The organism is Streptomyces sp. SID11385, assembly GCF_010548245.1.
Classification (GTDB): Bacteria; Actinomycetota; Actinomycetes; order Streptomycetales; family Streptomycetaceae; genus Streptomyces.
In genome coordinates this window covers 36,128-44,620 of record NZ_JAAGLR010000308.1, presented here as the reverse complement: position 1 = coordinate 44,620, position 8,493 = coordinate 36,128, and the positions used below count along the sequence as shown (strand labels likewise).

Genomic DNA, 8,493 nt, shown 5'->3' with positions numbered 1-8,493 from the left:
CGGCCCGCGCTCCTGGCGACCGCCGCCACCGCCGCCGCCGCGCCGCCCGCCGCGCTCCGCGCCGATCTCGTCGTCGAGCCGCAGCGTCAGCGAGATCCGCTTGCGCGGCAGGTCCACGTCGAGGACCTTGACCTTCACGATGTCCCCCGGCTTGACGACCTCGCGCGGGTCCTTCACGAACTCCCGGGAGAGCGCCGAGACATGGACCAGACCGTCCTGGTGCACGCCGATGTCCACGAAGGCCCCGAAGGCCGCGACGTTCGTCACGACGCCCTCCAGGACCATGCCCGGCTCCAGGTCCGAGAGCTTCTCCACGCCCTCCTTGAAGGTCGCCGTGCGGAAGGCGGGCCGGGGGTCGCGCCCCGGCTTCTCCAGCTCCCGCAGGATGTCCGTCACGGTCGGCAGGCCGAAGGTGTCGTCCACGAACTCGTCCGGGCGCAGCGAGCGCAGCGTGCCCGTGTCGCCGACAAGCGCGGCCACGTCGCCGCCGGTCGCCTTCGCGATCCTGCGCACCACCGGGTACGCCTCGGGGTGCACGCTGGAGGCGTCGAGCGGGTCGCTGCCGCCCCGGATGCGCAGGAAGCCCGCGCACTGCTCGTACGCCTTCGGGCCGAGCCGCGCGACCTTCTTCAACTCCGCACGGGAACCGAAGGGGCCGTTCTCGTCGCGGTGGCGCACGATGTTCTCGGCGAGCGTCGCGCTCACGCCGGACACGCGCGAGAGCAGCGGCGTGGATGCCGTGTTGACGTCGACACCGACACCGTTCACGCAGTCCTCGACGACCGCGTCGAGCGAACGCGAGAGCTTCACCTCGGACAGGTCGTGCTGGTACTGGCCGACCCCGATCGACTTCGGGTCGATCTTGACCAGTTCGGCGAGCGGGTCCTGGAGGCGGCGCGCGATGGACACCGCGCCGCGCAGCGAGACGTCCAGCTCGGGGAGCTCCTGCGAGGCGAAGGCGGAGGCCGAGTAGACGGAGGCGCCCGCCTCCGAGACGACGACCTTCGTGAGCTTCAGCTCCGGGTGCGCGGCGATGAGTTCGCCCGCGAGCTTGTCGGTCTCGCGCGAGGCGGTGCCGTTGCCGATCGCGATGAGGTCGACGTGGTGCCGCTCGGCGAGCCGCGCGAGCGTCGCGAGCGCGTCGTCCCAGCGGTTGCGCGGGGCGTGCGGGTAGATCGTGTCGGTCGCGACGACCTTGCCCGTCGCGTCCACGACGGCGACCTTGACCCCCGTACGGAGGCCGGGGTCGAGGCCCAGCGTCGCGCGGGTCCCGGCGGGCGCGGCGAGCAGCAGGTCGCGCAGGTTCGCCGCGAAGACCGTGACGGCCTCGTCCTCGGCCGTCGTGCGCAGCCGCAGCCGCAGGTCGATGCCGAGGTGCACGAGGACGCGGGTGCGCCAGGCCCAGCGGACCGTCTCGCGCAGCCACGCGTCCCCGGGCCGGCCCCGGTCCGCGATGCCGAAGCGGTGCGCGATGACCCCCTCGTACGAGGAGGGCGTACCCGGCTCGGCGGGCGGCTCCTCGGGCTCCAAAGTGAGGTCCAGGACCTCTTCCTTCTCGCCGCGCAGGAGGGCGAGGACGCGGTGCGAGGGGAGTTTGGCGAAGGGCTCGGCGAAGTCGAAGTAGTCGGAGAACTTCGCGCCCGCCTCCTCCTTGCCCTCACGGACCTTGGAGGAGAGGCTGCCGCGCGTCCACATGCGCTCGCGCAGCTCACCGATGAGGTCGGCGTCCTCGGCGAAGCGCTCCGAGAGGATCGCGCGGGCCCCGTCGAGGGCGGACTGCGCGTCGGCGACGCCCTTGTCCGCGTCGACGTAGGCGGCGGCCACCTCGGCCGGCTCCCGCGAGGGATCGGCGAGCAGCCCTTCCGCGAGCGGTTCGAGCCCGGCCTCGCGGGCGATCTGCGCCTTGGTGCGGCGCTTGGGCTTGAAGGGGAGGTAGACGTCCTCCAGGCGCGCCTTCGTGTCCGCGCCGAGGATACGGGCCTCGACCTCCTCGGTGAGCTTGCCCTGCTCCCGTACGGAGTCGAGCACCGCGGCCCGCCGCTCCTCCAGCTCCCGCAGGTAGCGCAGCCGCTCCTCCAGGGTGCGCAGCTGCGCGTCGTCGAGGGTGCCCGTGACCTCCTTGCGGTAGCGCGCGATGAAGGGCACCGTCGAGCCGCCGTCCAGCAGCTCGACGGCCGACCTCACCTGCCGCTCCTGGACTCCGAGTTCCTCGGCAATGCGTCCCTCGATGGACGCTGATTCGGTGGACCCCGTGCGGGCTGTCGTCACGTTCCCGTACCGCCTTCTGACTTGCGAAGCTTGGGGCCATTCTGGCAGGCGGCACCCGGGCGGCGGGGCAGGACCGGCGGGCTCAGGCGCGGTGGGCGGTGCTGGAGGCGCCGCCGAAGAGGCGCGCGACGGCGCGGAAGGGCAGCGTGACGACGGTGGCGATCGCGGAGCCGATCTGTCGCAGGACATCGGCGATGGCGCGGAACATGGTGTTCTCCTTCCGGGGGTGTCGCCGGGGGAGTTCCCTTTCCGGCGTACGGAGCGGGTTGCCCCGCGCCGTACGCCTAAACCCGCCGTGATCAGCGGCGCCGTGCGCCCGGCTGGGAGCTACTCCTTGCCGAAGATGCCCGCCGGGAACGCTCCCGCCGCGATGCCCGCGCGGGTGAAGCCGATCGCGAGTTCGGTGAGGCGGGCGACGTCCTCGGCGCCGAGGTGCGCGTACGGGGCCGTGTCGAGCGCGTCCGTCTCCGCCTCGACCCGGGCCCGCAGGGCCTGCCCCGCCTCGGTCAGCTCGCCCTCCGCGTCGAGCAGCCCGCGCTCCCGCAGCCGGGCGACCGCCGCCTCCCAGTCCGCGCGGTGCCAGCCCCGGCTCGTGATGACGAAGCGCGGCACCATGCCGCGGCCCGTGGCGGTGTGCGTCACGAGCGCCTCCACCGGATCGAGCCCGGTCCGCAGCAGTACGTGCACGTGCGCGTCGCCCCGGTGCTCGCGCAGCAGCGTCGCCGCGTGCCAGTAGGCGAGGTGCGGCTCCTCGGGGACGGGGAGGTCCGCGTGCGCCGCGTAGAGCGGGCGCGCCTCGGGGCGGCACGCCTCGGCGGCCTTCAGGGCGAGCCGCGCGGCGTCCTTCATCTCCGCCGACTCCACGGCGGCGTCCCCGAGCAGGCGCCGCAGCGAGCGGTCGACGGTGCGCAGACGGGCCCGCAGCACGGCCTCGGGCGCGGCCGTCTCCCACACGGCGGGCACGTGGCGGGCGACGAGTTCCGGCGAGAAGTTGTAGAAGCTCGCCGTGACCGCACCGGCCCCCACCCGGCCGAAGGCGGCGGCGCGCGTGGCGAGATAGACGGCGGAGGAGTCGCCGAGCCCGATCTTGCCCATCTCGTCGGCGAGTTCGGGCGAGAAGTAGTGGAAGGAGTGCAGCGGATTCACGGCGTTGTGACAGCGGCGCGCGGCACGCTCGGGCAGCGGGGTGCGGGTCGGTTCGCTCATACCCGTACGTTACCCACTGGTAGGTCCGCGGCGGCAGGGGCCGGGGAGCGAAGGCCCCGTTATTGCCGGGCGGATGCCCCGCCGGCCACGTACCGTCGCGCCGTACCCGCACCGCCCGAGAACCGGGAGCCCCCGTGCCGCTCATCGCCCTCGTCCTCTTCGACGGCTTCACCGCGCTCGACGCGATCGGCCCGTACGAGATGCTGTGCCGCGTCCCCGGCGCGCGCACCGTCTTCGTCGCCGACCGGCCCCGGCCCGTCCTCGCCGACCGCGGCGAGGTGACGCTGGGCGCGACCCACGCGTACGGGGAGGTCCCGGCGCCCGACCTCCTGCTCGTACCCGGGGGCCCCGGGCAGAGCGCGCACATGACCGATCCCGCGCTCCTCGGCTGGCTGCGCGCCGCGGACGCGCACACGCGCTGGACGACGTCGGTGTGCACGGGCGCGCTGCTCCTCGCGGCGGCGGGTCTCCTGACCGGACGGCGCGCCACGACTCACTGGCTCTTCCCCGACGTCCTCGCGGAGTACGGGGCCGAACCCGTCGCCGAGCGCGTCGTCAGCGACGGCAAGTACGTCACCGCCGCGGGCGTCTCGGCCGGGATCGACATGGGCCTCGCCCTCGTCGGCGCGCTCGCCGGGCGGGCCCGCGCCGAGGAGGTGCAGCTCGCCACCGAGTACGACCCGGAGCCGCCCTACGACACGGGTTCCCCCGCGAAGGCCCCGGCCACGCTCGTGGCCCGGCTGCGCGCGGGCCGCAGACCGGCCGTGGACGACGGGACGTACAGTCCTGTGCGGGCGGCCCGGCCTGGGGCGGTGAGCGAGGGATGGCAGGATGAGTGAGGTCGCGGCGGGCCGTGGGTCCGCGGGGGTCGGCCGCGCGCCGCTCGGCGCGATGGTCGTGCGCGTGGCACGGCTGCACCGGGTGCTCGCCGGCCAGTTGCTGCGCGAGGTGGGGCTCCACGTGGGCCAGGAACTCGTGATGCTGGAGCTGTGGGAGCGCGGCACCCTGCGGCAGGTGGACCTCGCGGAGATCCTGGGCGCCGACGCGGCGACCGTGACCCGCACCGTGCGGCGCCTGGAGCGGGCCGGATTCGTCCGCAGGGCGCCCTCACCCACCGACCGGCGCTCCGTCCTCGTCGAGCCCACCGTGGCTTCGCTCGGCGTCCGGCGCCGGGTCGAGGAGCTGTGGGACGTCCTGGAGTCCTGGCTGACCGAGGACCTCGGCGAGGACGAGAAGGCCGAGGGCGTCCGCTTCCTGGAGCGGCTGGAGGAACATCTGGCGCGGCGGGTGGAGCCGGGCGGGACGTGCTGAGCGGTGCCGAGGGCCGTCGGCACCGCCGCGCAGTTTCCCGGCCGGCCGGATGGTCAGTCGCCGAGGGGCGGGTAGTCCGTGTAGCCGCGCGTGTCACCGCCGTAGAAGGTCGCCACGTCCGGCGTGTTGAAGGGGCCACCGGCCCGCAGCCGGGCCGGGAGGTCCGGGTTGGCGAGGAAGAGCGCGCCGAGGGCGAGGAGGTCCGTCGTGCCGTCCTCGACGAGCTTCAGGCTCTCGGGACCGGTCGGGGTCGCGCCCGTGTAGGGGTTGAGCACGAAGGCCCCCGGCCACTGCTTGCGCAACCGCAGCACGAGGTCGCGTGCCCCTTCCGCCTCCATCTGGTGCAGGTAGGCGAGGCCGAGTGGGGCGAGCGCGTCGACGAGCGCCGTGTACGTGGCCTCCAGGTCCGCCGGGTCGGTCTCGGCGATGCCGTTGAACGGGTTGCCGGGCGACATCCGGAAGCCGACCCGCTCGGGGCCGATCGCGGCGGCCACGGCCTTCGCGACCTCGACCGGGAACCGGATGCGCCCCTCGGGGCTCCCGCCCCAGGCATCGGCGCGGACGTTGGTGTTGGGCGCCAGGAACTGGTGGACCAGGTAGCCGTTGGCCCCGTGGATCTCGACCCCGTCGAAACCGGCCTCGATCGCCTTGCGGGCCGCATCCGCGAAGTCCGCGATCGTCTCCTCGACCTCCGCGCCGGTAAGGGCGCGCGGCTCCACGAAGTCCCGCGGGCCCTCGGCGGTGTACACCTGCCCCGCGGCACGCACCGCCGAGGGCGCCACCGGTGTGAGCCCGGTCAGGCTCGGGTGCCCGATGCGGCCCGTGTGCATGATCTGGAGGAAGATCACGCCGCCCTCGGCGTGCACCGCCTCGGTCACCCGGCGCCAGGCCGCGACCTGCTCGGCCGAGTGGATGCCTGGCGTGGCGGGGTAGCCCTGGCCCACCGGTGAGGGCTGCGTGCCCTCGGTGACGATCAGTCCCGCGCTCGCCCGCTGCGCGTAGTAGACGGCGGTCAGTTCGGTCGGGGTACGGCTCTCCGCGTCAGCGCGGCTGCGCGTCATGGGGGCCATGACGACGCGGTTGGCCAGCGTGGTGCCGGCGAGGGGGAAGGGATCGAAGACCAGGGACACGTGCTGCTCCTTCATTAATTACTGTTCGGACAAGTAAAACGCGCAGAACCATGGGGAGGCAAATGGGAGGAGGATGCCCCAGCCCGGCAAGTCGGCGCAGAGTGATAGAAGTTCTCGCATCGGGTCAAGAGGTGCCGATACGCGAAGCGAAAAGAGGGCCGGGCAAGTCAAGCCCCGGAATCGACAGAGGTCCCCGGGCGGCCGGGGCGGCGGGAGTGGCGGCCGGGTGATCTGGACCAGGCATCCTGCGGCCCGTTCCGTTCAGCGCGTGACCGAAGGCAGTCGAAAGCTGTCGATCCCCGGCCATTTGCGGTCAGTGCGGTGGTACGGACCTGAGAGGTCCCGACACTCGGGCGCGTGGTGACTACCGAACGCGACGACGAACCGGACAGGGACAGCGACGGGAACGACGGGGGTGCCGGGCCGCGGCCCTGGGAAGGGGTGTGGCGCTTCACCGCTCCGGCCGTCGACGTCTCCGTGCCGCAGGCCAGGCACGCCGTACGGGACCTGCTGCGCCGCCAGGGCGTCCCGCTCGCCCCCGACCTCGTCCAGGGACTGCTGCTCATCGTCTCCGAACTCGTCACCAACGCGGTCCGGCACGCGGCCGTCGTCTCGCCCGAGCTCGCCGTCGAGGTCGCCGCGGGAGCGGACTGGGTGCGGGTCGCCGTCGAGGACGGCCACCCCTACCGGCCCACCGCCCTGGAGGCCGACGCGGGACAGACCGGCGGTCGCGGGCTGCTCCTCGTCAGGGAGATCGTCCGCGAGGAGGGCGGCGCCTGCGACGTGGAGCACACGGCGGGGGGCGGAAAGGTCTGCTGGGCGGCCCTGCCGCTCTCGCCGCGCGTCTGAGGGCTGTCGGCGCGCGCCCCGCGGCAGCGGAGCCGCCGCCGCGGGGGCGGGCTCACCAGCCCGCCGTACCGCCCGTCAGCTCCCGCACCGCGGGCCGCACCGCGTCCAGGACGGTCGGGAACCACGTCGAGAAGGTGTCCCGCGCGTGCCGCTCGGCCAGTTCCCGCGGCGTCACGAAGACGGTCTCGGCGATCTCCTCGGGGTCCGGGGCCAGCTCGCTCGGCGCGAGCCCGACGAAGAGGTGGTTGTACTCCTGCTCCACGAGTCCGGAGAGCGGGTCGGGGTGGTTGTAGCGGACCGTGCCGGCCTCGGCGAGCAGCGTGGGCGCGATGCCCAGCTCCTCGAAGGTGCGGCGGGCGGCGGCGGCGAAGGGGGCCTCGCCCGGGTAGGGGTGGCCGCAGCACGTGTTCGACCAGACGCCGGGGGAGTGGTACTTGCCGAGCGCGCGGCGCTGGAGCAGCAGCCGCCCCTCGCGGTCGAAGAGGAAGACGGAGAAGGCGCGGTGCAACTGCCCCGGGGGCTGGTGGGCGGCGAGCTTCTCCGCCGTACCGATGGTGGTCCCCTTCTCGTCCACCAGCTCCAGGAGGATCTCCTCGGTGCTGGCGGAGGGGGAGGACTTGTCGGCCGCGGTGGCTGATGAGATCGGCATGCGCATCCTTCGCTTCTGGCTTGCCCCAAGTCTGCCGTACGCCGCACGCGCGTCCCGCAACCGGCCGCCCACGCGTCGTGCCCGCCCCCCGCCGCTTCCCCCAGGGCCGGGGACCCGCCTACAGGCAGCTACCGGCCTCGTGCTCCGCGTGCCCGGCGGGCTCCAGCTGGAAGGTGCAGTGCTCCACGTCGAAGTGGTGCCCGAGGCAGCCCTGGAGTTCGTGGAGCATCTTCTCGTGGCCGACCGAGTCGAGTACGGCGGAGTCGACGACGACGTGCGCCGAGAGCACCGGCATCCCCGAGGTGATCGTCCACGCGTGCAGGTCGTGCACCGCCCGTACCCCCGGCGTGCCCAGGATGTGCGCCCGCACCTCCGCGAGATCGACCCCGCGCGGCGCCGCCTCCAGGAGCACGTGGAGCGTGTCCCGCAACAGCCGCCACGTGCGCGGCACGATCATCAGCCCGATCAGCAGCGAGGCGATCGTGTCCGCGTACGGCCAGCCCGTGAGCCATACGAGGAGCGCCGAGACGATCACGGCGAGCGAGCCGAGCGCGTCGGCCATGACCTCCAGGAAGGCCCCGCGCACGTTGAGGCTCTCCTCCTGGCCGCGCAGCAGCAGCCCGAGCGAGACGCAGTTCGCGACGAGACCCACGACACCCACCACGAGGGCGAGCGAGCCGTCGGTCTGCGCGGGCTCCATGAAGCGCCGCACCGCCTCGTAGACGACGTACCCGCCGACCCCGAGCAGCAGCAGACAGTTCGCGAGGGCCGCCAGGATCTCGGCCCGCGCGTACCCGAACGTCGCCGTGTCGCTCGGCGGGCGCGCGGCGACGTGCACCGCGAGGAGCGCCATGCCGAGGCCGAGCGCGTCCGTCGCCATGTGCGCGGCGTCGGCGACGAGCGCGAGCGAGTGGGAGAGGAGGCCGCCGGCGATCTCGACGACCATCACGGTGAGGGTCAGCGCGAGGGCGAGGCGGAGCCGGCCGCGGTGGGCGTGCGTCGCCGTGCCGTGCGCGTGGTCGTGGCCCATGGGTGCCTCCCCTTCTCGCGGTCAGTGAACCCTTACCCGCCGGGGTGAGG

9 protein-coding genes are annotated in these 8,493 nt (G+C 73.6%); 3 read left to right on the top strand and 6 right to left on the bottom strand.

Translation table 11 applies throughout. The features are described from left to right. The 3 genes from G3I42_RS09285 to G3I42_RS09280 all read right to left on the bottom strand — a co-directional run. Positions 1–2,268, bottom strand: a 2,268-nt coding sequence (locus tag G3I42_RS09285; RefSeq protein WP_343244497.1) for a Tex family protein, incomplete at its 3' end; no start/stop codon positions are given. Between the two features lie 82 nt (positions 2,269–2,350). Next, the gene (locus G3I42_RS38200; protein ID WP_010266821.1) at positions 2,351–2,476 is read right to left on the bottom strand and encodes an LPFR motif small protein; all 126 of its coding nucleotides are present in this window, start codon (positions 2,474–2,476) and stop codon (positions 2,351–2,353) included. Between the two features lie 119 nt (positions 2,477–2,595). Continuing rightward, positions 2,596–3,474: a hypothetical protein gene (locus tag G3I42_RS09280; protein ID WP_164284158.1), complete on the bottom strand. Its 879-nt coding sequence runs from the start codon at positions 3,472–3,474 to the stop codon at positions 2,596–2,598. A gap of 134 nt (positions 3,475–3,608) precedes the next feature. Here G3I42_RS09280 and G3I42_RS09275 point away from each other — a divergent pair, with 134 nt between their 5' ends. Next, positions 3,609–4,313, top strand: coding sequence for a DJ-1/PfpI family protein (locus tag G3I42_RS09275; RefSeq protein WP_164284157.1), 705 nt, complete (start codon positions 3,609–3,611; stop codon positions 4,311–4,313). 52 nt (positions 4,314–4,365) lie between these two features. After that, entirely contained in the window at positions 4,366–4,785 is a 420-nt protein-coding gene (locus tag G3I42_RS09270; protein WP_164284173.1) for a MarR family transcriptional regulator, read from the top strand. A 53-nt stretch (positions 4,786–4,838) separates the two neighbouring features. Here the strand turns inward: G3I42_RS09270 and G3I42_RS09265 are convergent, their stop codons facing one another. After that, entirely contained in the window at positions 4,839–5,915 is a 1,077-nt protein-coding gene (locus tag G3I42_RS09265) for an alkene reductase (protein WP_164284156.1), read from the bottom strand. A 441-nt stretch (positions 5,916–6,356) separates the two neighbouring features. On the opposite strand from G3I42_RS09265, the gene G3I42_RS09260 reads away from it, so the two are divergent. Beyond that, positions 6,357–6,764 carry an ATP-binding protein gene (locus G3I42_RS09260; RefSeq protein WP_164284171.1) on the top strand — a complete coding sequence of 136 codons (408 nt, stop codon included), beginning with the start codon at positions 6,357–6,359 and terminating at the stop codon, positions 6,762–6,764. A gap of 52 nt (positions 6,765–6,816) precedes the next feature. Here G3I42_RS09260 and idi read toward each other — a convergent pair whose 3' ends face one another. Next, a complete protein-coding gene (gene idi / locus G3I42_RS09255; protein ID WP_164284155.1) occupies positions 6,817–7,413 on the bottom strand; it encodes an isopentenyl-diphosphate Delta-isomerase in 597 nt (198 codons plus the stop codon). Between the two features lie 118 nt (positions 7,414–7,531). Next, complete coding sequence (locus tag G3I42_RS09250; protein WP_164284154.1) at positions 7,532–8,443, bottom strand: cation diffusion facilitator family transporter; 912 nt, start codon at positions 8,441–8,443, stop codon at positions 7,532–7,534. Between the last annotated feature and the right edge of the window lie 50 nt (positions 8,444–8,493).

What these genes read in the sequence shown, in the direction of transcription:
- G3I42_RS09250 (WP_164284154.1), bottom strand. Translation starts at nt 8,443, where the DNA reads ATGGGCCACGACCACGCGCACGGCACGGCGACGCACGCCCACCGCGGC.
- idi (WP_164284155.1), bottom strand. Translation starts at nt 7,413, where the DNA reads ATGCCGATCTCATCAGCCACCGCGGCCGACAAGTCCTCCCCCTCCGCC.
- G3I42_RS09280 (WP_164284158.1), bottom strand. Translation starts at nt 3,474, where the DNA reads ATGAGCGAACCGACCCGCACCCCGCTGCCCGAGCGTGCCGCGCGCCGC.
- G3I42_RS09270 (WP_164284173.1), top strand. Translation starts at nt 4,366, where the DNA reads ATGGTCGTGCGCGTGGCACGGCTGCACCGGGTGCTCGCCGGCCAGTTG.
- G3I42_RS38200 (WP_010266821.1), bottom strand. Translation starts at nt 2,476, where the DNA reads ATGTTCCGCGCCATCGCCGATGTCCTGCGACAGATCGGCTCCGCGATC.